Source organism: Rhizobium sp. YAF28 (assembly GCF_052113285.1).
GTDB lineage: Bacteria > Pseudomonadota > Alphaproteobacteria > Rhizobiales > Rhizobiaceae > Rhizobium.
Genome location: NZ_JBFRCX010000015.1, coordinates 122,544 through 144,493 on the forward strand (window position 1 = coordinate 122,544; position 21,950 = coordinate 144,493).

Sequence of the window (21,950 nt, forward strand, 5' to 3'; positions counted from 1 at the left end):
AAGGTGTCTCCCTCGATCTTATGAGGCCTTCCCGGTCGGACCGGGAAGGCGTTATTTCCTAGGGCTTATTGCTTCACGTAGATCGCGTCGTAGTTGATGACGCGGGTGGGGTCGATGTAGATATTGTCGGCACCGCCCATGCGCAGCGACTTGGCAACGACGCGGCGCTCGTTGATGACGGGAACCCAGGGCGCATCGGCCATGATGTCGGTGAAGACCTTGCCCCAGGCGGCTGTGCGCTCGGCGGACTTTGCCGGATCGGACATGGAGTCAGCGGCAACCGCACGTTTGTCGAGATCGGCATTGCAATACCAGGACCAGTTCCAGCCGCCCTGAACGGCGCCGGCGCAACCGAGGATCGGACCATAGAAGTTAGACGGATCCGGGAAGTCGGCGATCCAGGCCATGCCGCCCGACCAGATCATTGGCGCTTCACCTTCCGTGCCGCCCGCCGCGATCACGTTGGCCTGTGCGAGAGCACGAACCTCAGCTTTGACGCCAACAGCTGCGAGATCCTGCTGGATCGCCTGGGCGATGCGCGGCTGCGGATCGGTATTGGTGGAGTAGAGCACCGTTTCGAATCCCTCAGGGAAGCCGGCTTCGGCAAGCAGTGCCTTGGCCTTGGCAACGTCATACGCATAGCCGGTGAAGGACTTGTCGTAACCCGGCATCAGCGGCGGGAGCGGCTGGTTGGCGGGTGTTGCGCGACCGTTCAGGATGCGCACGATGCGGTCCTTATTGACGGCCATGTTGATCGCCTGGCGCACCTTGACGTTGTCGAACGGCTTCACCTTGGTGTTCAGCGTGATGTAGCCGGTGTGAAGCTGTTCGCCGTCGACGATCATCTTTGCGCCATCGGCAGAGTTCTTGATTTCGAGGAATTTCGCCGGCGGGATACCGTCGCCGGCGATATCGACCTCACCCTTCTGCAGGCGCAGCAGCGCAACCAGCGGCTCCTGGCCGACTTCGACCTTGAAGCTGTCGATATAGGGTACGCCCTTGACGAAATAATCCTTGTTGCGCTCGAAAACGAGCTGCTGGCCGATCGTCCAGTCCTTCAGGATGAAGGTGCCGGAACCGACGGGCTTTTTGCCGAAATCGCCGCCTGCGGCTTCGACGGCTTCCTTCGGCACGACCGAAGCGAAGTTGATGGCGAGTACGTGCAGGAAGGTCGCGTCCGGGCGGGACAGGTGGAAGATGACAGTGCTGTCGTCGGGCGTCTCGATGCCCGAAAGCGTTTCGGTCTTGCCGCCGGTTTCGTCCTCGAAGCCCTGGATGGCGCCGAAGAACCCGGCACCCGGACCCTGTGTCTTCGGATTGACGGCGCGCTCGATCGAATATTTCACGTCGGAAGCGACGACTTCGCGGCCGTTGGAGAACTTTACGCCCTTGTGCAGCTTGAACGTATAGGTCAGGCCATCGGGCGATACAGTGAAGCTTTCGGCGAGCGACGGGATCGGGTTCGGCGTGCCCGGCGCATAGTCCATCAGGCGCGAATAGAGGCTCTTGATCATCGACCAGTTGACCCAGTCGTAACCGATGGCCGGGTCGAGCGTGGTGATGTCGTCCTTGTAGGTGACGACGATATCGCCGCCCTGCTTGGGTGTTTCCTGTGCCGTGGCGGCGAGGGGGGCGAGCGCCACCATCGTTGCCATGGTTGTGTGTCGAAGCCAGCGTTTGAACATTCGGGTTCCCCTTCTTTGGTTGCTGTCAACGTGTACGGATGCGTGGATCGATAAGCGGGGCCACCAGGTCGGCGAGCAAGTTGCCGATGACGATGGCAAGTGCCGATGTCAGCGTGACGCCCATGATGATGGGTATGTCGACCTGCTGGATTGCCTGCCAGGCGAGCTGGCCAATGCCCGGCCAGCCATAGACCGCTTCGACGACGACCACGCCGCCCATGAACTGGCCGATATCGATGCCGATCATGGCGATGATCGGCAGGATGGCGTTTGGCAGGGCGTGGCGGAAGATGATGCGGCGCGAAGACAGGCCTTTGGCCCGCGCCGTGCGCACATAGTCCTGATTGAGGACGTCGATCATCGCGGATCGCACCATGCGTGCATACCAGCCGGCGCCAAGAACGCCGAGGGTGGAGGCTGGCAGCACGACATGGGCGAAGGTGCCGTAGCCGCTCATGGGTAGCCATCCGAGCGTTACGGCAAATACATAAAGAAGCAGCAGGGCTACGACGAATTGCGGCGCCGAAACCCCGACGAAGGAAGCCGTCATGACAAGCCGGTCGACGAAACCGCCACGGCGCACGGCGGCGATCGTGCCGAGGGTCAGGCCGAGAGCAACTTCCACCAGAATACCGGCCAGCATGAGCACGAGCGTCGCCGGCAGGCGGGCGGCGATCAGCGTCCAGACCTCGGTCTTCTGCGCATAGGAGCGGCCGAGATTGCCGTGCAGGAGGTTGCTCAGATAGGTGCTGAACTGAACGAGCAGCGGCTGGTCGAGGCCGAGTTCGTGACGGATGTTGGCAACCGTCTGCGTCGTGGCGCTTCGTCCGGCGATCATGCGCGCCGGGTCGGCCGGCAGCGCATAGAGCAGCACGAAAGTAATGGCGGCAACGCCGAGAAGAATGAGGGCGGCCTGAACGAGCCGGCGAAGGATGAGGAAGACCATCAGCCTCTCCCGCGCTGGGTCGGATCAAGAATGTCGCGCAGCGCATCCCCGACGAGATTGAAGGACAGTGCCGTCAGCAGGATGATCGCGCCGGGGAAGAAGACGAGCCACGGAGCTGCCTGGAAGTAACTCTGGCTTTCGAAAATGATATTGCCCCAGGAGGGTTGCGGCGGCTGCACTCCGATGCCGAGGAAGGAAAGCGTCGCTTCCAGCAGAACGGTGGTGGCGATACCAAGTGTGCCCCAGACGATCGCCGTCGGCACGAGGTGCGGCAGGATATGCAGGAAAAGCACGCGCATATGGCCGGCACCGAGCGAGCGTTCGGCCATGATGAAGTCGCGCTCCACCAGTCCGCGCGTCTCCGTATAGACGATGCGGGCGACCTGCACCCAGTTGACGAGCGCGATCACCATGGCGACGATCCAGAGGCTCGGCCGCAGCAAGGCGGCAAGCACGATTGCCAGCAGCAGCGCCGGGAAAGCCATCATCAGATCGGTGAAGCGCATCAGGATATTGCCGACGATGCCGCGCAGGTAGCCGGCGAGGATACCGATGAGGAGGCCGATCGCGACCGCAATGCCGTTGGCAACGAGGCCGATGACGAGCGAGGTGCGTGCACCGAAGAGCATGCGCGAAAAGAGATCGCGACCGAGCGTATCGGTGCCGAGCAGGTAGGGGCCACCAGGCGGCAATGGCGCACCTTCAAGCGACAATCCGTCGAACATCTGCTCATCAGGATTGAAGGGCGCGATCCAGGGAGCGGCCACGGCAAGGCCGATGACAATAAGGACGACAATAAGGCCGAAGAGGGCGGTCGGCTGCCGCAAAATGGCTTTTAATATACGCATTCAACCCGCCTCCGGCAGGGGCTCTATGCCGCCGATAATGAAGGCGGCGATCTGTTCCATCGGCAGGCGGCGGCGCATGGCGCAATTGCGCAGGATCGAATAGGCGCGCTCCTCATCGACACCATGCGCCTTCATCAGCTTCTCGACGGCGGCATGGACGAGCGGTCGAAGGCGCACGCGCTCTTCGAGATATTGCAGCCGCTCGGTGGCACCCTTGCGCTCCTGGTGAATGGAGACGGCCATGACGAGGGCCGGATAGACAGCGGAGGCGGCAATCGGCTTGGCGATGATCGCGCCGGCACCCTGGCCGAGCGCCCAGGCGATACGGCCCGGTGCTTCCGAGCCGAGCAGTGCGACGACCGGGCATGTCGCGGCGGCACCGCTCCAGGGCAGGAGATCATCAAAGCCCTGGTCGGCATCGACGATGACGAGGTCGGGCACGCCTGCGGCCGAAAGAGGCGCCCATTGCAGCGTTGCCGAAAGGCCGAGAAGTCGTAGCTGACGGATCAATCTTTCCGTATTGCCGTCCTCACGGTGCAGGACCACGGCACGCCAGCCGGTGAAATTGGGTGTTTCCTTCATGATACAACCCGCAATTTCGGCGAAGCCGGCTTGTTGCGGCCGGTCAGATAGGGATCGGCAGCAAGCGGCGGACGCGAGGCGATCACATCAAAGCCGTTCTGGAGATTAATGCGGCCGAGATGAAAGGGCAGGGCGGCGTGGTTCGTTTCCCTGTCGATGCTGAGCATGCCGAAGGGTGTTGCCCAGTTCTTGTTGTAGAGTTCCCGACGCACGGCAGAAGGCTCGTCGCCGTCGGCAGCCACGATCGCATCAACGCAAAGACGCACGGCCGTGTAGGCACTGGCAAAGACGCTGGAGATGCGGCGCGGCGCGCCGTAATGAGCGAGGATCCGCTGTTTGAAGTCGCCATTTTCGGAGGTGGCGACACTATCGAAATAGGAGGCTGCGCAGAGCTGGCCGATGGCCGCACCCGGCGCGATATCGTCAAGCTCGCATTCCATCAGGTCGCAGCTGACGACCGGGCAGTTCTCGGGCCGGAAGGCCGCGTCGCGATCGGCAAGCCGCCGGATCGCCTCATGGAAGGCGTAGCTCGACGGGCCGATAAGATTGTTGAGGATGAAGCTCGGGCGGCGCTGCTCGATATCGGCGACGATGCGCTCGACGGCAGTTTCCTCGAGCGGCAGGTAACGCTCGCCCAGAACCTCGCCACCGGCATTGGTGGTAAGTTCGCGGGCGAGCCGGTTCATCTCCCAGCCCCAGACATAGTTGGCGCCGACGAGATAGGGCCGGTTGCCGTAGCGCGGAATCAGATGTTCGAAGAGCGGCAACAGATGCTGGTTCGGGCAGCCGCCGACATAGATGACGTTTTCGTTCGCCTCGAAACCCTCGTAGGGGCACATGTACCAGAGAAGCCCGTCATGCTTTTCGATGAGCGGGATGACTTCCTTGCGGGCGGCCGAGGTAATGGTGCCGACAATGTGGCGGCAGCCGGCGCGCAGCAGATGGCGCGCGCCTTCGAGATAGGCGGCAAGATCGGCCTGCGGGTCGAAGAAAACAGGTTCGACAGGCAGGCCGCTTTCTGCGGCAAATTCGGCAATCGCGAATTCCGCGCCGTCGCGCGCGTCGCGCCCCATCGAGCCGTAAGGGCCGGTGGTGGAGTAAAGAATGCCGATTTTCAACGCATCATTCATCTGCAAGCCAAAAAACCAAAAACCCCATGAGGGCGTCCCATCCGCGATGGGGCCATCATGGGGCGAAACTGCCCAGCGACTATCGAAGTCATGTAAGAATGCGGAGGCGCTCTCTGCCTAATCCGCAGGCTTGAATAAAATACAGGCAGTCCGGTTTTGTCAAGCGCGCGGCAGGCGAAATCCGGGACGTTGCGGTAAGATTACAGCAGAGGCGAAGGCCTGAAGATGAAGCTCTCGCCCCGTGCCGGGTCCCGTTTGGGAGTGTTGGCAAAAATATCAACTCCGGCGATAGTGTCGATGAGGTGTTTTGTTGGGGCGGCATTGAATGAAAGCGCAAATAAAGGTCAATGCCGAAGATATTCATAGGAAACTCAACCGGCTGGGGCCCGGTGGCGAGCTCTACCTGAAAAAGGGCCGTTATCCCGATCCGATAACGATAATAGGTAAACGAGGCTCCGAGGATTGCCCTATATACATCACCGGTCCGGGAGCGATCTTAGGCTCTGATATGGACTTCGACGCCTATCGGGAAACTGCGAACAAACTGGCCGCCGCTCACCAGAAAGGTGGTTCGTTTCCCGGCATCTATTTCATGGCCGACAATGCGGCTTTGACATTGCGGGATTGCCAATGGGCTATCATCGACGAACTGGTTTTCAGGAACTGCTGGCCGACAGCAATATACCTCGATAACTGCCAACACATTTTCATACGCCGCGTCGATTTCAGGGGAGGGTGCATTGCGATCGGTGCGGCCGGTCCCTACACGCGTCATCTGCTCATCGAGAAATGCAGCTGGGTGCAGGATACGAAAAGCCACGGTGAAGACGACGTCCTGTCGATCCGGGACAATGGTTATGTTCGTGCCGACTTATCCCTAGGAGACTGCAGGCTTTGGAGCGATATCCCCTGGAAGCAGGTGCACGGATCGGGCGACGAGGATGGTCCCGTTGACCCCATCGGCGATGCACGTGCCTATGACGGCGACTTCTTCCGCGCCTGGACCATCGCCGGGTATGTCATCATCCGCGACAACGTCATCACAGACGCATTCAATGGCGTCCATTTCTTCAATCAGGCATCGGAGTCCACCAAGGAAGCCTTCGCTCGGAACGTTCTTATCGAAGATAATTGGTTCGTGCGGATAAAGGATAATGCCGTCGAACCTGAGAATTTCGCGTGGAACTGGACGATCCGCCGGAACCAATTCGTCGATTGCTACATGCCGTTTTCCTTCGAAATGCAGCGCTCGGGCTACTTTTATGTCTATGGCAATCTTGGCTGGAACGTTCACATTCCCGGACCCGAAGACGACAAGCATGCCAAGGGCGTGCTTTTCAAGTTTCCCGACACGCATATTGCGGATGGACCGCATTACGTCTTCAACAATACCTGGCTCCTTCGCGCGCCGATTGCCAAGAAGAAGAGATTTGCGAAGCTAGAGCATCGCAACAACCTTATTGGTTATGCGGCTGATGCTGATAAGTTCAAGTGGGAGGCTTGTTCTCCCTTTGGATCAGGCTGGAGCTTCGATTCCTATCCCTCGAGCGAGCTGGATGACCTCATCCGCTTTGAGGAGGGTTGCTTCACACGTTCCTGGGGATCTCTTGGCATTGTCTTTGACGGCGACGTGATCTCGCACCCGGATTTTCCCGACCGATTGCGGCAGGCGCATTATGATATCGGCAAAAATGCCAGCTATGCGGACGTTCAATTCCAGGAGCAGACCATCGGTCTGCCATCCGGATTGAAGATAACCAAGACTCCGCCGGCGGTAGCCTTCTCGATCGAGTTGCCGGATAAATCGCGCAGTCTGTTTGCGCCATCCAACTATTGCGTCGGCGCCTGGCAAGAAACCGGCCGGATCGATGCCTTTGATCCATCATTCGCGGTCATATGGCCTACACCAGCACGATATTCTGAGGGAGATCAGTCTTAGGAAGGGAGGGGAAGAGCAAGGACAGCGGCAATACGAACGCTTGCGATCAAGAGTCTGCGGCCGTCAAAAGTTCAACGCGCACTGGCTGAATATCGTGCGGGCAATTTGCACTCGATCAAGCCGCTATCGTCTGATCGGCAATGTAGGCCGCTAAAAGCTGAGTTCGCATAGAGGCCTGGCCTCTATGCGAAGAGATCGTCCTTGCTCGCCATGAAAGTTTGTCCAGCGGCAATGGCGACGCTGAACCTGCCGTCCGCAAAGCGGATGGCCGTGCGAATATCCCGTGCTGCCGAGATCACAATCTTCACCGGCCTGCCATTCTCCCAGTCGAGGTCGAGAAGCATGCCGCCGCGCACCCGCAAACCGCGCAATGAGCCGCGCGGCCACGCTTTGGGCAAGGCTGGTAGCAGGTGAATTTCGCCTGGGCGAGACTGCACCAGCATTTCCAGAATGCCGGCGGCCCCGCCGAAATTACCGTCGATCTGGAAGGGCGGATGGGCGTCGAACAGATTGGTATAGGTCCGCTCAGGGTCGATCAGCAGTTTGACCACATCGAGCGCATGATCGCCGTCACGAAGCCGTGCCCAGAGATTGATGCGCCAGCCGATGCCCCAGCCCGTCGCGTCGTCACCGCGGATCTCCAGAGAGCGACGGGCAGCGGCGGCAAGCGCAGGCGTGTTGTCCATGTCGATCTGCCAGCTTGGATAGAGGCCATAGAGATGCGAGACATGCCGGTGGTGCATTTCCGGCGCTTGCAAGTCCCAGTCTTCAAGCCATTCCTGGAGCTGGCCCGCTGATCCGATCCTGTCGGGCGGAAGGCGCGGCAGGACGCGATCGATCTCCGAGACGAACTCTTCCTCGCCGCCGATCGACGTGGCGACGGGGCGAAGCAGATTGAGGAAGTCCCGGATAATCTGGCTGTCCATGGCAGGCCCGGCGCAGATCGAAGCGCCGTGCGGGTGGACATTTTCGGGTGAAAGCGAGGGGTTTGTCACCAGATAGCTTGTGCCCGGAAGCGACACCAGCACATCGAAGACAAACTCTGCCGCGGCCTTGGCAACCGGGAAAAGCCGCCTGCGTAGACGATCGGCGTCGTCGAGGTAATCGCTGAGATCAAGCAATTGTGTCATGAGCCAGGCGCCACCGGTCGGCCAGAGGCCCCATTTGGCTCCGTCGATCGGCCCAGTCGCGCGCCAGAGATCAGTATTGTGGTGCATGACCCAGCCGCGGGCGCGATAATGCACTTGTGCCGTCTCACGTCCGGCTTCAGCAAGTTCCTCCGCCATCTCGACGAGCGGCTCGATGCATTGGGGCAGATTGGCCGGCGCCGGCAGCCAGTAATTCATCTGCAGATTGATGTTGACTGTATATTTGCTGCCCCAGGGCGGATCGACCTCCTCATTCCAGATGCCCTGCAGGTTTGCAGGCTGCGTGCCCGGGCGGGACGAGGCGATCATCAGGTAGCGGCCGAATTGCACATAGAGTGCCGCAAGCCCGGGATCCTCTCCGCCGGCAAAGCCCGCAATCCGGCGATCGGTCGGCTGCGAGGCTGCCTGCGTCGTGCCGAGATCGATCGCGAAAGTGCGGAACAGCCTTTGATGCTCGGTGATATGGTCACGGCGCGTGGCCTCGATGCTGTGGCCGCCGGCTTTCGAAAGGCGCCCGGTGATAGCGCCATCGGGATCGCCGGAGACGTCGTCAAAACGCCGGAAACTCGTGGCGGCATCGAGCAGAATCACAAGCTCGTCGGCATTGTCTACGGAGATGATGCCGTTGGAGGAGCTCAGGCTCCCGCCTGTATTGATCACCCGAATGCCGAAGGCAAAGCGAAGGGCGGCGGCAATGCCCCATTCCGCCTTGCCGGTGCCCGAGAAAGTCAGTCCTGTAGCGTCCTGGTCGACGAGTTGCCCCTGTTGCGGGCTGTCGAGCGATATCCGGCATCTGATGGCTCCGGGCCGATCCGCTGAAAGGCGCAGGACAAGCACGCCATCAACCGCGGAAACAAAGGCTTCGCGGAAGAAGGTGATGCCGTCGGCAACATAGGAGGTCGTGGCGATCGCCGTGTCGAGATCGAGCGTGCGACGGTAGCTGCCGACAGTTTGCGAATGGAGGAAATCGATACGGAGATCGCCGATCGGCTGATAGGACATCTGCTTGATCGGCCGCGCCATCAGATGTTCTTCGGCCATTGCTTCGGCTTCCGCATAGTGCCCGGCGAAGATCAGTTCCCGTATTTTCTCCAAGTGGCCATAGGCATCGGGATTGACCGGCCGGTAAGGCCCGCCGGCCCAGAAGGTGGACTCGTTGATCTGCAGCCTCTCGGAAACAGGGTCGCCGAAGACCATGGCGCCGAGCCGACCATTGCCGAGCGGCAGCGCATCCGTCCAGAGCCGGGCAGGGGAATCGTACCAGAGAAGGTTGTCCGCCATCGTCATTCTGCCGGGATGCTGTTTGCCGGCCTGATGTCGCGGATCCGCAGGCCGTCAACGCTGAAGAGCAGCGCCTTTCTCGCAGAAAAGCCGGCGCTGACCGTTTCGCCCGGGCGCAGGGTTCTTTCCGAGCGGTCCTCAATGATCACGGATTGGCCCGAAGCGAGAGTTCCGTAGATGAAGCGGGTTCCGCCGAGGTTTTCCACTACGTCGACCTTGACGTCGATCGCGCCGCCGCCTTCGTCCTGTCCGGTGAAATGTTCCGGGCGGATGCCGACCTTGACTGGCATTTCCTTGCCCAGGCCGACGATGCCGGCTCTAAAAACCGTGCCGCAATCGAGCTTGATCACCCCATCCGCGCCCAGCTTGCCGTCGAGGAAATTCATCCGCGGCGAGCCGATGAAGCCAGCGACGAAGAAATTGTCGGGATCGGCGTAGAGCGTGTCCGGCGTGCCGGCCTGCTCGATCTTGCCGGCGCGCATGACGACAATCTTATCGGCAAGTGTCATCGCTTCCGTCTGGTCATGCGTGACATAGATCATCGTCGCGCCGATGCGCCGGTGCAGTTTCGCGATCTCGACGCGCATGGAGACGCGGAGTTCCGCATCGAGGTTCGACAAGGGCTCGTCGAACAGGAAGACGGCCGGGTTGCGCACGATCGCCCGGCCGATCGCGACGCGCTGACGCTGGCCTCCGGAGAGCTGTGCAGGTTTGCGCTTGAGCAGCGGCTCGATCTGCAAGGTGGCAGCGGCGGCGGCAACGCTCCTGTCGATATCGGCCTTGCCCATGCCGGCCATGCGCAGCGAGAAACCGATATTCTGCTCCACCGTCATATGCGGATAAAGCGCGTAGTTCTGGAAGACCATGGCGACGCCGCGTTCGATCGGATCGGCCTCATTCATGCGCCGCCCGTCGATCGTGAGGTCCCCCGCGGTGATCTTCTCAAGGCCGGCGATCATACGCAGCAGCGTCGATTTTCCGCAGCCGGAGGGACCGACGAAGACCGTGAATGAACCATCATCGACGCTCAGATTGAGGCCCTCTATCGCTTGAAAGCTGCCATAGGATTTGTCGATATCGTGCAATTCTACGCTGGCCAAAGCTTCCTCCCTTTAACCGCTTGGCGGGCAGAGCGCGTCAGGTGATCCGTCGCGTCGAGCCTCGCAGGATGATGTCGCATTCAAGGACGACGCTCCGCGTCGCCCCGCCTGACGGTTCTGTCAAGCGTTCCACGAGAATGTCGGTGATGGTTTCTGCAATGCTTGCCACCGGTTGGGCGACGGCCGTAATACCGGCTTCATAGAGCCGGAAGATTGCCACGTCGTCGAAGCTGGCGAGCGAAATATCCTCGGGCACATGGCGGCCGTTCTCCTTCAGCCAGCTCAGCCCTCCGACTGCCATGCCGTAGTTGGCGGAAAAAATTGCGGTCGGCGGATTTTCGAGCGACATCAATCGCTTGGTCGCCTCATAACCGCCATCCATGCGCCAGTTTCCACGCGCCGCGAGCGTCGGATCGATTGTGATGCCCCGGTCGCGCAGCGCTTGCTCATAGCCCGCCAGCCGCTCGATACCCGAAGAATTGCGTGGATCGCCTGTCAAAATGCCGATGCGGCGGTGACCGAGATCGATGAGGTGGCTGACGATGCGATAGCTTGCGCGGTGGTTCTCCACCATGACCCGGTCGGCCGCCAGCCCGCGGACGTCGTTGTTGTAGAAGATGATCGGAATATCGTGATGGATCAGGTCGTCGACACGGTCGTAAACCTCCGCTGTGCCGTCCATGACCAGCGCATCGACACGCTGCGCGGCGAAGAAATCCAAGGCTTCCGCGACCACCCGCGGATCGCCGCCATGGCAATAAGTCAGAAGTGCGCGTCCGGTTGGGCGCACCGAATGGGCGAGATGCTCCAGCATGCGGGCATGGAATTCGTCGAATGTCGGCACCAGGAAGCCGATCATATGGGTGAGGTCGGTGCGGATCGAAGCGGCGGCGGCATTGCGCCGATAGCCGAGATCCTGGATCGCCTGCTCGATTTGCTCGCGGTTGGACCGGCGGATCGTCTGGCCGTTGAGATAGCGGGACACGGTGCCGACTGCGACGTTTGCCACCCTTGCAACGTCGATGATCGTGGCTCCGCGCCTCCTTGCAGCCGTCTGGTCCGTCTGTCGCATTTCGAGCGGGCTCCTACACTCATTCATGGGAAATGGCGCCTGGTCAGGCGCCTTTCCGTCGTATAGCCCAGCGCCCCGCCGCCCACCAGTATTGCGAGCGGCAAGAGCAAAGTCCGACGGTTCCCTTACCTCAACCTGCATCAGGCGCCTTCGAATACTACTGCGCTGTGGATGTGCAGGCGTGGCACGGTGATGTTGATGGCGCCGTCGTCGCCGGCATTCCACGCGAGATCCTCGCCGGTCATCGCATCGAAGACGCGTTTCGGTTTTGCCGGCAGACGCACTGTGGCATTGACAGGGCCGATCGCCGGAATGTCCTCGATCATTTCCATCACACGCGTCGAGCCGTCATCGCCGCGCACGTCCTTGCCGCGGATCTGCGGCGGACCGTAGAGGAGATGCAGGATATGGCGATCGTGCTCGATCTGACGCGTCAAAGTCGCCCGCCCGGAGGAGGGCAGGTCGGTGACCATCGCCGGATTGGGAACGAGCCGGTCGATAAGGCCGCGAACGACATATTTGTAGAGCGGCTGACCCATCGCCCGGTAGAGCCGGAAGATCGGGTAGGCTATATAGGCCGCCCCCTTATGCTCGGTCACGGCAGCGCCGACCATCTCGGCATTTGTGTCATCGGGCGCATGTTGGTGCGAGCAGAAATGTTTGTACGAGCGATTGAAGTAAGATGGGAAAATACCTGCCAGGACAGTCGCACCGGCTGAGCGGACGGTTTCAGCCTCATCGTAGAAAACGAAAGCCGTTTCCGGCATGGAGGCGTCAAGGTCCTTGCCGGCCCTTACATAGCTCGGCTTGAAAGCGACGGGTGCTACACCTCTTTCAATGCCGAAGTCGATCGCGAATTTACCGCTCTCATCGAGCCCCGAATGCCAGGAAGCGATGATTTTGCCACCGCCGGCCAAATAGGATTTCAGACGTGCGGCGAGTGGCGCATCGACGGGGATCTCGTCCGGCAGGATCAGCAGGCGGTATTGTTCGAAGCGGCCGGATATATCGAGGACATCGAAGGGGCGTTTCAGCTCCTGCAGCACCTGGGCCGCACCATCATCGCTTGGATGGTTGCGTGCCCCCTTGGGGTTCATATGTTCGGCCGAGAGGATGGCGATCTCGGAGATCTGCTTTGCGCCTTCCAGGAAGGGTTCGAGCTTCTCGACGCGATGATAGGCCGGTGCGATCGACGCATAAGTGTCGGGGTTGATAGCTCCGTTCGGATGAAGCTGGTCGCCGACCAGGCATTTGGAGCCGAGCGCGATCATCTGGGCGCATTCATATTCCAGTGCGTCCGGATGTTTGAAGCCGCCAAATTCGCCCCAGGATGTGTGGAACTTGCCGGTATGGGCGAGAAAGTCCATGCCGAGTGTGGCGGCATAACGTGCGCTCGACGGGAAGTGGTCATAGCCCCAGCCACCAGTCGGCAGGCTTTCGAGCTCGAGATGCGAATAGGTCGAAAAGCGTTCTGGCCCCTGCTTATGGATATGGCCGCAATTGTAGAAAACGCGCAGGCCCGGAAACTCTGCGAACAATGCCTCGCTGGTCTCGCGACGGAACTGCTCGTTGACCGCCTCGTCATTCTTCAGGCGGTCGGCCGGATCTTCCGGGTCAAGGCCCTCGCATTGCATGCGCTCGATACAATCAGGGCAGACGCAATCAGGTGTCAGGATGATATCGAAGAAAAGCCCCTGTGTCGGATAGTTCTGGGCGACTTCGCGCGCCTGTTCGAGGATGTAGTGCCGCAGGCCCGCATGATTGAGGCAGAGCGTGTGCCAGGCCGGGCTCAGTTGCTTGCCGGCGGAAGGGTCTGCCGGCCGGTCGTGATGATAGCGGTTCGAGGCGCTCATGGCCCGCCATTCGGGATGTTCGCGCGCCGTCAGCTCGTCCCACTGCACGGAAATATAGATCGGGCTTTCGATATCGGCGGCAGACAGCGCCTTCACCATATCGCCGAGCAGATCCGGGCGGGCAAGCTGCGGATGCGGCTTGCCGACCTTGGTAGGGTAATAGGACCAGCCATGATGGCACTTGGCGAAGATGGTGATGGAATCGACATGTGCTGCCTTCAGCGTCGAGACGAAGGCATCCGGATCGAAATCGGCGCCGATGCCGGGAATATGTTCCGACGTATGGAAATCGAGATGGATCTGGCGGTAGCGCAGCGGCTTGTTCGTAGTTTTGGGCATGGTTCTATTCCTTTGCGCCGGTGCGTGTCTGCGATCCGGCGGCGAACTGACGTTGGAAAATGAGGAAGACGAGCAGGGGAACGAGGGTGGTGATGATGGCCGCCACCGATCTCAGGTCCCAGTTGATCTCGTAGCTGCCGGAAATGCGGGCAAGCAGCACGGGAAGGGGCACATCGCTGCGCAGGAAGAGCATGGGCAGCAGCAGGGCGTTCCATGTCCAGAGGAACTGCAGGATGCCGACGGCGAAGATCGGCGAAAGGCTATTCGGCAACACCACATGGCGGAAGGTCGCCAGCGGCCCGCAACCGTCGATCTTGGCGGCCTCCACCAGCTCACGCGGGAAATCCTCGAAGAAGTTTTTGACGAGGAAGATCGACCAAGCGAAGGATAACCCGACATAGGGGATAAGCACCGACAGCATGTTGTCGATCAGCCCCATATCGCGCCAAAGCGTGAAGAGCGGAATGATGACGACCTGCTGCGGCAGCACGAATGCATTGATGATGACGATCAGCAGCACCCGGCGGAATGGGAATGTCAGGAAGTGGAAGGCATAGGCTGCAGCCGGTGTCAGCAGCATGGTGAGCGCCGTCGCGATGCCGGCCGTCTTCATCGTCACCCACATGGAGTCTGCGAGCGGATATTTGTCCCAGACGCGGCGCCAGGCATCGAGCGTGAGATCGAAATGATCGAAGCGCCACCAACCCAGCGAGACACCCTCGGGCGGGCGGAAAGAGGTGACGACAATGCCCATGATCGGGATCACCCAGATGAAGGCGACGATTCCGACGACGACGATAATCCAGCGAGGAGCCTTGCCGATCATTTCGCACCTGCCGTTCGCTGGATGATGGCCGGGATGGAAATGATAAGGACCGCCAGCAGCAGGATGACGGTCGCGGCCGCCCCATAGCCCAGTTTGAACTGGGTCATGGATTCCCGGTACATGAAGTAGCCGACGGTTTCCGTCGAGCGCACGGGGCCGCCGCCGGTCAGGATATAGATGATGTCGAAGGCGCGTAGTGCCGTGAGCAGGTTGATGAAGACGGCGACGCGCACGCCCGGCATCGACAGCGGCATCATGATATGCCGCATGGTCGAGACCGGCTTGGCGCCATCCATATAGGCGGCTTCGAGCACAGATTTCGGGATCGCCTGGATGGCCGCAAAGATCAGCATGAGGGGCAGGCCGACGCCGCTCCAGGAGGCCGCGATGATCAGCGCCCAGAGGGCCGTGTTGGCATCCCCCAACCAGGCATGCGCAAAGCCCGGAAAGCCCAGGAGTTGGATCAGCGAATTGAGCAGGCCGCCGGCATCCGCCCTGTAAATGCCGATCCACATATAGCCGGAAACCGCTTCCGAAATGCCGAAGGCCGCGAAGATCATCACGCGGAAGGGCAGGGTTTGCTGCGGCGCAAAAGCGCACAGCATTGCCAGAATCCAGCCGATCGCCACTGAGATGACAGTCGTTCCGATGGTGAAGATCAAGGTCGTCAGCAGCGTGTTGCGAAATGCCGCGTCGGCAAACAGCCGCGCGTAGTTTCCGAAGCCGATGAAAACAGGCTTTCTCAGCCCCTGGATATCCCAGAAGCTCAGCCGGATCGTCTCCACCAGCGGGTAGATCACGGCAATCGCGAACAACACGAGAACCGGCGCAATCAGGATCAGTGCGGCGGGCGTGTCCCTGAGCAGACGCCGACGGCTTTTAATGCCAGCCGCCAGCGGAGAACCCTGCATCACGCCCGCCGCTTCCCGCACCGGGGAAGCGGAGGTGCTAGCCATCAGTAGGAACCCTGGGCCTTGGTTTCGATAGCCGCAAGAACCGTGTCGATATTGGCGCCCGACGGATCCTGCAGGAATTTCTGCAGCTGCACGCGATACTCGTCGACGAGATCGCCGGGCAGCAGGTCACCGAGCACGAATTGCAGCTTCGAACTCGCAACGGCCTGCGTCGCCACTTTCTGTACTTCGCCATAGAGCGAAGTATCGACGTTGCTGCTTGGCGAAGCATAACCGGCCTTGGCGAGAATGTTGGCGGCCTCGGCACTCGTCCAGAAATCGAGGAAGGCGTCTGCAGCCTTCGGATTGGGGCCATTCGTCGTCACCAGCAGTTCCTTGGCGTCGACGCTCGATGTATCGTCATGGCCCATGCCGAGAGACGGGAACTGGAAGAGACCGTAATCCTTGCCTTCGACCAGCTTGTAGTCGTTCTTGGCACGATTGTTCATCCACATGCCGATCAGCAGATAATTCTTGGCGTTGGCCTGGAAGACTTGGTCGGCCTCACCGTCCCAGTCATTGGCAAGCATGATGTTCGCCGCGCCGCAGCAGCCGGCAGTCAGCATCTCGGCGTATTTTGTCAGCGCCGTCTTCACAGCGGGATCGGTCCAAGGAATTTCATGAGCGCCAAGCTTCGTCGCCGTCTCGACGCCTGCGGTTCTGAGCAACAGAGTTTCGAACCATTCGGCGTGTGCCCAGTATTTGCCGGGGATCGCGACCGGGGCCGCGTAGCCGGCCTTGGTGAGCTTTGCGAAGGAGGCGACAAACTCGTCCCAGGTCTTCGGCGGTTCGGCAATACCGGCCTTGGCGAGATGCTCCTTCTTGTACCAGATGCCGGAGCGATCACCGAAGGTGTAAGTCAGACCGTAGGTCTTGTCGCCGATAGATCCGAGATCCTTCCACGACTGGCTGATGAGCTTGTCCCAACCGAAGGATTTCCACGGGTCGTCAATCGGCCGGAGCATGCCGGCATCGGCGAGTTCTTTGCGGAAGGCCGGCCATGTGTTGAAGAGCACGTCGACGACCTCGCCGCCCATCAACGCGGTGCGGATGCCGCCACGCATGTCACCTTGGCCGGTGATGGCGACTTCGCGGATCGTGACATTTGGATATTTCGCCAGAAAGGCCTTCTGGATCGAATGCATCATGTCGAGTTCGGAGCCGCCGAGCCAGTTCAGAACGACGAGTTCGCCGCTGACTGGATCCTGAGCCCGTGCTGCACCTGATATGGCCAGCAAGGCGGTGCTGCCTGCTCCTGCGAGCAGCGTGCGGCGGCGGATTTCAGGCATAAATTTACTGCTGTTGGTCACGTCAAGTCCTCCCAAACGTTGACTGCTGCCATCCGGCATTCAATTTAGTTGAAACGTTATCATCTATTTTGCCTCGAACAAGTGTTTTTATCGATAAATAAACGACATGCGCTTAAGCCATTATAGCATAAGCATAAATTCAGGCATGTATGATGATTTAAACATGGCTTTCTCAAGCGAGGTGTTCGCAAAAGGGGCTAGGAATCCGGGTCGTCTCCGCAGGATTGCGGTGGCGTTGCCCGACCTGGCCTGGCGTGGCGCACGATCTCGTGAACAATCATTTTTCGGTCGATGCATTCATCTTTCCAGTGTTGACGCTTACATATGGTAGCGTTACCATAAGCGTCGACGGCGCCGGGAGATGCTGAATAATTGCAATGGAGGAGACGCATGGGAGAGCGTGTGGAGGAGAAAAGTCTTCACGGGAGCGTTCAATCGATCGACCGCGCCATGATGCTGCTCGAAGCGATGGGAATGGACGAGGACGGCAACCGTCTGGTCGATCTCGCCACCCGTACGGGTCTGGCGCCATCGACGGTCCATCGCATTCTGACGACGCTGGAGCAGTGGCAATTCATCCAGTACAATCCGAATGATCGCATGTGGCATATCGGCCGGCAGGCCTTTGCCATCGGTTCCGTGTTCACCCGTCAGAGCAACCTTGTTGCGACCGCGCTCCCCTATCTCAGGCGCTTGCGCGACCAGACGCGCGAAACTGCTAATCTCGGCTTCGTTCAGGACGGCGAGGTGGTCTGCGTCGATCGAGTTGAGAGCCGCGATATCACCCGCAGCGTCACCCGGGTCGGCAGCAGGGTGCCAATGACGGCCTCAGCCATGGGCAAGGCGATCCTGGCAACCTATTCGCAGGAAGATCTGGAGACGATCCTGTTGCGCGAGGGAAGCCGGCGCTTTACGGCCAATACGCTCACCAGACAATCGGCGCTTCGCGCCGATCTCGAAAAAATCCGGACAGACGGTTATGCTATCGATGATGAGGAGCTGGTTTCCGGCCTGCGTTGCGTGGCCTCTGCTGTCTATGACCATCACGGCGAGGCGATCTGCGCCATATCACTGTCGAGCATCGCATCGCGGATAACGCCGCAGCGGATTCCGGTGCTCGGGCGCCTGCTCGCTGAGACTTCTGCGCAGTTGACGGCGGCTCTCAGCGGGGAGATGCCGCCTGTCAACGCCATTGCGAGCTGACGCGAAACACCCTGCTCGAATGGACCGCCGGCTCTTTCGAACCGGCGGTTTTTTATCCGATCAGGACCAGTCGACGATGATCACCTCGTGGTCGAGGATTGCGCCGACATCGATGGCGATTTCGCTGCCCTCGTCGATGATCTTCACTGTCTTTCCCGCAACTCTGAGGCTCGCGTCGGAAGCAGTCTTGCCGGCCGGCTTGCGCAGACGCAACGTCACCGGACCGATCGGTAGGAGTTCGTTCTGGCGGCCCGGCACGCGGGAGATCAGAACGCGGTTGTTGAGGTGAACAATCTGCCGTTTATCCTGCTGATAGAGCGCAGCGGTGATGAGGCCATGCGTGCCTTCCAGCCTGAGCAGCGAGTGATCGCCAAGCATCCAGCGCGCGGCATTGGTAATCAGGCGTGCGTGCTCGAACTGGTCGTCACGGGCATAACAACGGTCGAGATCGGCGACGAACCAGACGAATTTGCCCTTGCCGTTCTCGCGGACAGTGATGGCGGGCACATCCGAATAGGGTTGCCGCATCCAGGAGGTTTCCGGCGGATAAATCGGAAAATCCGGAATGAAGGTCGCCAGCACCTTGACGTCATCATCGACGCTAACGACCGGCAGGTAGCCGCCGAAGGGTAGGGTGTCGGTCCCCTCCAGACCGGCCAGCACCGGATGGCGGCTTCCGTCAGCTTTCGGTGCCGTCTTGTCGGAGGGGCCGTGCACACCGGCGCGCAGCTCCGGCAAGAGGCGCAAATAGGTGTGGCGCGCGCTGGTTTCGATGTCGGGATTAACGGCCTCGAAGTCGCCATGCGTTCCGTTCCTGCGATGGACACCGAAGAGCTTGCCAAGAGCGAAGTCCGTCCGGCGGTCGCCATGCTGGCTGTAGAGGCTCGCTTCTGACGAAGCGATCACCGAACCGCCGTGGGCCGCGAAGGCCTCGATAGCGGCTACCTGCTCGTCCGACATGGCGGCGAGGTTCGGAAGGATGAGCACGCTGAAGCGTCCCGCCGCCTTCTCGATATCGTCGGCATTGACGGGCAGATAGGTGATGCCGGCGCGGTCGAGCGCCCGCACTGTGCCCCGATAGGGGTTCATCGTGCGGTCGTTTGCCTTGTCGCGGCCGTGATAGTCGTGGTTGTTCTGCGACCAGACGACGCCGACATCGGCCTGCGGCTGCCGGTTGATCAGAATATCCTGGTTCGCCTCATGCCATTTGAAGATCGGCTCAGCCGTCTTGTACTGACGGCGGTCCTCATGCAGTGAGCCGATATGGTGCCACCAGGGCTGGATGCCGCCGGCAAAGCCGGAGGAGGACCAGAGACGCACTTCGGCGGGCGGCATGCTGGCGAGGCGGAAAGCCGGCGAGCCAAGCTGGTATTGCGGCGTGCTCTCAGGAATGAGCTTGTCCCAGCCCCCCACCTCATGCAGCCGTTTGCCGGTTTCGGTATTGTCTTCGAAACCGTCGATCAGGTTGCGGCGCTGGTGGTCGAGCATGACGATCGGGCTGCGGGCAAGGATTTCCTTGAGATCGATGAAGCGGTTGCCGTTGTTCAGGATGTCGCCGCTGATCATGCCCATCCAGCAGCAGTCCTTGCCGCCGACCTCAGTCGTGACCTTGTTGTTGAATTCCCAGAGATCGGTGCGGCGTTTATAGTTCCACTGGATCCAGCGGCGATAGTTCTCGTCGGCCCAGTCATGGCGGCGGGGCAGGTCTACGCCCGACCATGCGAAGAACTGCTCGGTGCAGTGCCGGCAATAGCAGATGTTCTTGCGCGGGATGCCGGCCCAGCTGTTGTCGGCAAAACCGTCTGGCATAGTACGCTCGATGATCTCGCGCATGATGTCAGGCAGATATTCGCCGTAATAGGGCGAGTTGATGCAGGTCACATATTTGTCCGCCTGCCGGTAGGGTTTGCCGTCGATATCGAGGCAGATCCAGTCCGGATGAGCGCGGTAGAAATCCTCTGCGACACGGTTTGAATCCATGCGCGCGATGACCTTCAATCCTTCTTCGCGCGCAGCCCTGACGATCTCGCCATAGAGGTCGCGGTCGCCGAGGGTTGCCGCCTTGTGATGCAGCGGGAACTTCGTCGGATAGTAGCTGACGATCCCGCCGGCATTGATGATGACGCCTTGGACACGGGTCCTACGCCAGTGCTCCCGCCACCACGTGTCGTCGTAACGCACCGGGTCGATCTCGACCAGATTGGTCTGTCCCCATCGCAACGCTGTGCGGTACCAAGGCTCCGATCCCATGACAATTTCCACCCTCGTTCAGTTGGTTTGCATCGCCAAACTAAATGAAAGCGTCGCCTAGTCGCCGACTTTTCCCGGAAATTCCACGATGTGGAAAACTCCGGCAAAGTGTGCGATGGCCGCTGCGGAAGATGTTCGGTTGTATTATCGTGGCTATGCCGCTCAAACGTCGCCACAATGCGCTGAGCTATTACGCCCGCGTTGACTCCGATCTTGCTTTTTGGAATTGAAATATTCGTTTTGCGTAATGCCTGAGAAACCTTCCAAGGGAGGGCAGCGCTGTTCCGAAATGCCGCGAGGGGAGAAAAGATTGCGAAGCCGACGGACCGATGGTCGTCCCACGATTGCCGATGTTGCGCGTCTCGCCGGGGTCGGGGCGATTACGGTGTCGCGGGCGCTGCGTGATCCGAGCCAGGTTTCCGCCACCCTGCGCGCGAATATCGACAAGGCGGTGAGGGAACTGAACTACGTTCCCAATCTCAGCGCCCGGGCACTCGCCTCCGTCAGGGCCGATGTCATCGGTGTCCTCGTTCCTTCGCTGACCCAGAATATTTTCTCCGACGTTCTGCGCGGCGTCTATGACGGTGTCGAAGGCACCGAGCTGCAGATCCAGATGGGCAATACCCGCTACCAGCCGGAAGAGGAGGAGCGACTGATCGCACAGATGCTGCGCCAGAAGCCGGCGGGCATGATCGTCTCTGGTACGGAACAGAGCGATCGCGCGCGCGAAATGCTGGAAGATGCTCGTTGCCCAGTCATCCAGATCATGGACCTGACGGACAAACCGATCGATACGATCATCGGCTTTTCGCATTATGAGGCCGGCCGGGCGATAACCCGTCACCTGATCGAGGCCGGCTACCGGCATATCGGTTTTCTGAGCGGCTGGCTGAATGGCCGTTCCTTCGGCCGTTATTCCGGTCTGAAGGACACGCTGACGGAAGCCGGCATCTATAATCCGAGCTATATTTCGCCGATCGACAGGAGCGACAATATTCCCGAAGGTGTGGGCTGGGAAACGCCGCGCTTTGCAACGCCCTCGACGGGCCGCAAGCTGATGGCCGATCTTCTGGACGCCAATCCGGATATGGACGCTGTCTTCTGTAACAATGACGTCATGGCGCTTGGTGCGCTGTTCGAATGCATGGAGCGCGGCATCCGCGTGCCCGAGGATTTCGGCATCGCCGGCTTCAACGATTTCGACATTATGGAAGCGGCCTATCCTTCGATCACCAGTGTGCGCAGCCCCCGCTGGGAATCCGGTTACAATGCCGTTATGGCGCTCCGTCGCCGCTTGAGCGGAGACGACAGCGGAGACCGGATTGTCGACTTGGGCTTCAAAATCAAGAAACGTGTCAGCACCGACCGCAGCGGGGAACTGCGGCGCCGGCTGGCGGGCGACTGACGCCAAGACCGCCGATCTTTCGCTTGCGGCATATGTCGCAATTTGAATAAGAGCTTTTCCAAAACGCCCATAAATCCGCC

16 protein-coding genes are annotated in these 21,950 nt (G+C 60.3%); 3 read left to right on the plus strand and 13 right to left on the minus strand.

All coding sequences use genetic code 11. The features are described 5' to 3' along the window. Positions 1 to 65: 65 nt before the first annotated feature. Genes AB4Z13_RS28395 through AB4Z13_RS28415 form a run of 5 tightly spaced genes read right to left on the minus strand, consistent with a single transcriptional unit; the run spans position 66 to position 5,191 of the window. Entirely contained in the window at positions 66 to 1,685 is a 1,620-nt protein-coding gene (locus AB4Z13_RS28395; RefSeq protein ID WP_442207367.1) for an ABC transporter substrate-binding protein, read from the minus strand. 25 nt (positions 1,686 to 1,710) lie between these two features. Beyond that, positions 1,711 to 2,631 (minus strand): ABC transporter permease, encoded by a 921-nt coding sequence (locus AB4Z13_RS28400; RefSeq protein WP_439018130.1) that lies wholly within the window; start codon positions 2,629 to 2,631, stop codon positions 1,711 to 1,713. Further along, entirely contained in the window at positions 2,631 to 3,479 is an 849-nt protein-coding gene (locus tag AB4Z13_RS28405; RefSeq protein WP_439018129.1) for an ABC transporter permease, read from the minus strand. Before AB4Z13_RS28405 ends, AB4Z13_RS28400 begins: the two co-directional genes overlap by 1 nt. Continuing rightward, positions 3,480 to 4,061, minus strand: a complete 582-nt coding sequence (locus tag AB4Z13_RS28410) for an ANTAR domain-containing protein (RefSeq protein ID WP_113320424.1) — start codon at positions 4,059 to 4,061, stop codon at positions 3,480 to 3,482. After that, complete coding sequence (locus AB4Z13_RS28415) at positions 4,058 to 5,191, minus strand: transporter substrate-binding protein (RefSeq protein WP_113320423.1); 1,134 nt, start codon at positions 5,189 to 5,191, stop codon at positions 4,058 to 4,060. The genes AB4Z13_RS28410 and AB4Z13_RS28415 overlap by 4 nt, the downstream gene beginning before the upstream one ends. 325 nt (positions 5,192 to 5,516) lie before the next feature. Here AB4Z13_RS28415 and AB4Z13_RS28420 point away from each other — a divergent pair, with 325 nt between their 5' ends. Beyond that, positions 5,517 to 7,130, plus strand: coding sequence for a right-handed parallel beta-helix repeat-containing protein (locus AB4Z13_RS28420; RefSeq protein ID WP_439018128.1), 1,614 nt, complete (start codon positions 5,517 to 5,519; stop codon positions 7,128 to 7,130). Between the two features lie 182 nt (positions 7,131 to 7,312). Here the strand turns inward: AB4Z13_RS28420 and AB4Z13_RS28425 are convergent, their stop codons facing one another. The 7 genes from AB4Z13_RS28425 to AB4Z13_RS28455 all read right to left on the minus strand — a co-directional run bounded on the left by AB4Z13_RS28425 (position 7,313) and on the right by AB4Z13_RS28455 (position 17,012). Continuing rightward, a complete protein-coding gene (locus tag AB4Z13_RS28425; protein ID WP_442207368.1) occupies positions 7,313 to 9,559 on the minus strand; it encodes a glycoside hydrolase family 95 protein in 2,247 nt (748 codons plus the stop codon). Positions 9,560 to 9,561: 2 nt separating this feature from the next. Further along, positions 9,562 to 10,659: an ABC transporter ATP-binding protein gene (locus tag AB4Z13_RS28430; RefSeq protein ID WP_439018126.1), complete on the minus strand. Its 1,098-nt coding sequence runs from the start codon at positions 10,657 to 10,659 to the stop codon at positions 9,562 to 9,564. 37 nt (positions 10,660 to 10,696) lie between these two features. Beyond that, positions 10,697 to 11,731 (minus strand): LacI family DNA-binding transcriptional regulator, encoded by a 1,035-nt coding sequence (locus AB4Z13_RS28435; RefSeq protein WP_113320419.1) that lies wholly within the window; start codon positions 11,729 to 11,731, stop codon positions 10,697 to 10,699. 140 nt (positions 11,732 to 11,871) lie between these two features. Beyond that, positions 11,872 to 13,923, minus strand: a complete 2,052-nt coding sequence (locus tag AB4Z13_RS28440) for an alpha-L-fucosidase (RefSeq protein WP_439018125.1) — start codon at positions 13,921 to 13,923, stop codon at positions 11,872 to 11,874. A gap of 4 nt (positions 13,924 to 13,927) precedes the next feature. Further along, positions 13,928 to 14,749, minus strand: coding sequence for a carbohydrate ABC transporter permease (locus AB4Z13_RS28445; protein WP_439018124.1), 822 nt, complete (start codon positions 14,747 to 14,749; stop codon positions 13,928 to 13,930). Continuing rightward, positions 14,746 to 15,705, minus strand: coding sequence for a carbohydrate ABC transporter permease (locus AB4Z13_RS28450; RefSeq protein WP_310382068.1), 960 nt, complete (start codon positions 15,703 to 15,705; stop codon positions 14,746 to 14,748). Before AB4Z13_RS28450 ends, AB4Z13_RS28445 begins: the two co-directional genes overlap by 4 nt. Then, the gene (locus AB4Z13_RS28455; RefSeq protein ID WP_442207369.1) at positions 15,705 to 17,012 is read right to left on the minus strand and encodes an ABC transporter substrate-binding protein; all 1,308 of its coding nucleotides are present in this window, start codon (positions 17,010 to 17,012) and stop codon (positions 15,705 to 15,707) included. The genes AB4Z13_RS28450 and AB4Z13_RS28455 overlap by 1 nt, the downstream gene beginning before the upstream one ends. A 390-nt stretch (positions 17,013 to 17,402) precedes the next feature. On the opposite strand from AB4Z13_RS28455, the gene AB4Z13_RS28460 reads away from it, so the two are divergent. After that, a complete protein-coding gene (locus AB4Z13_RS28460) occupies positions 17,403 to 18,215 on the plus strand; it encodes an IclR family transcriptional regulator (protein WP_442207370.1) in 813 nt (270 codons plus the stop codon). Between the two features lie 60 nt (positions 18,216 to 18,275). On the opposite strand, the gene AB4Z13_RS28465 is transcribed toward AB4Z13_RS28460, so the two are convergent. Further along, positions 18,276 to 20,465, minus strand: a complete 2,190-nt coding sequence (locus AB4Z13_RS28465) for an alpha-amylase family protein (protein WP_442207371.1) — start codon at positions 20,463 to 20,465, stop codon at positions 18,276 to 18,278. 310 nt (positions 20,466 to 20,775) lie between these two features. On the opposite strand from AB4Z13_RS28465, the gene AB4Z13_RS28470 reads away from it, so the two are divergent. After that, positions 20,776 to 21,870: a LacI family DNA-binding transcriptional regulator gene (locus AB4Z13_RS28470; RefSeq protein WP_442207372.1), complete on the plus strand. Its 1,095-nt coding sequence runs from the start codon at positions 20,776 to 20,778 to the stop codon at positions 21,868 to 21,870. Positions 21,871 to 21,950 lie beyond the last annotated feature (80 nt).

Coding starts and splice junctions, on each gene's coding strand:
- AB4Z13_RS28395 (WP_442207367.1), bottom strand. CDS start 1,685: ATGTTCAAACGCTGGCTTCGACACACAACCATGGCAACGATGGTGGCG.
- AB4Z13_RS28400 (WP_439018130.1), bottom strand. CDS start 2,631: ATGGTCTTCCTCATCCTTCGCCGGCTCGTTCAGGCCGCCCTCATTCTT.
- AB4Z13_RS28405 (WP_439018129.1), bottom strand. CDS start 3,479: ATGCGTATATTAAAAGCCATTTTGCGGCAGCCGACCGCCCTCTTCGGC.
- AB4Z13_RS28410 (WP_113320424.1), bottom strand. CDS start 4,061: ATGAAGGAAACACCCAATTTCACCGGCTGGCGTGCCGTGGTCCTGCAC.
- AB4Z13_RS28415 (WP_113320423.1), bottom strand. CDS start 5,191: ATGAATGATGCGTTGAAAATCGGCATTCTTTACTCCACCACCGGCCCT.
- AB4Z13_RS28420 (WP_439018128.1), top strand. CDS start 5,517: ATGAAAGCGCAAATAAAGGTCAATGCCGAAGATATTCATAGGAAACTC.
- AB4Z13_RS28425 (WP_442207368.1), bottom strand. CDS start 9,559: ATGGCGGACAACCTTCTCTGGTACGATTCCCCTGCCCGGCTCTGGACG.
- AB4Z13_RS28435 (WP_113320419.1), bottom strand. CDS start 11,731: ATGCGACAGACGGACCAGACGGCTGCAAGGAGGCGCGGAGCCACGATC.
- AB4Z13_RS28440 (WP_439018125.1), bottom strand. CDS start 13,923: ATGCCCAAAACTACGAACAAGCCGCTGCGCTACCGCCAGATCCATCTC.
- AB4Z13_RS28445 (WP_439018124.1), bottom strand. CDS start 14,749: ATGATCGGCAAGGCTCCTCGCTGGATTATCGTCGTCGTCGGAATCGTC.
- AB4Z13_RS28450 (WP_310382068.1), bottom strand. CDS start 15,705: ATGGCTAGCACCTCCGCTTCCCCGGTGCGGGAAGCGGCGGGCGTGATG.
- AB4Z13_RS28460 (WP_442207370.1), top strand. CDS start 17,403: ATGGGAGAGCGTGTGGAGGAGAAAAGTCTTCACGGGAGCGTTCAATCG.
- AB4Z13_RS28465 (WP_442207371.1), bottom strand. CDS start 20,465: ATGGGATCGGAGCCTTGGTACCGCACAGCGTTGCGATGGGGACAGACC.